This window comes from Serratia sp. ASV30 (assembly GCF_016428815.1).
Classification (GTDB): domain Bacteria; phylum Pseudomonadota; class Gammaproteobacteria; order Enterobacterales; family Enterobacteriaceae; genus Chania; species Chania fonticola_C.
Genome location: NZ_JAELTL010000270.1, coordinates 1 through 301, shown reverse-complemented (window position 1 = coordinate 301; position 301 = coordinate 1). Strand labels below are relative to the sequence as shown.

1 pseudogene is annotated in these 301 nt (G+C 68.4%); it reads right to left on the bottom strand.

The window, feature by feature from the left end:
• Positions 1–139: 139 nt before the first annotated feature.
• A pseudogene (locus JHD74_RS26400) lies at positions 140–253 on the bottom strand (LysR family transcriptional regulator); the annotation flags it as partial.
• Between the last annotated feature and the right edge of the window lie 48 nt (positions 254–301).

Here is a 301-nt window from a genome sequence, read left to right as displayed (position 1 = left end):
CCCCCCCCCCCCCCCCCCCCCCCCCCCCCCCCCCCCCCCCCCCCCCCCCCCCCCCCCCCCCCCCCCCCCCCCCCCCCCCCCCCCCCCCCCCCCCCCCCCCCCCTTTTCACGCAGAAGACGGCATACGCGATGATACCTCCTGTCTCGTGGGCTCGGAGATGTGTATAAGAGACAGGTGCAGTTGCTCGGCGGCACGGGCGACGGAGCCGGTTTCGGCCACGCAGCAGAACATGCGCAGTTGGGTGAGATCCATAACCTTCTCTTTTCGTGATGAACTTGATGAGTATTATTCAGTTTTTGT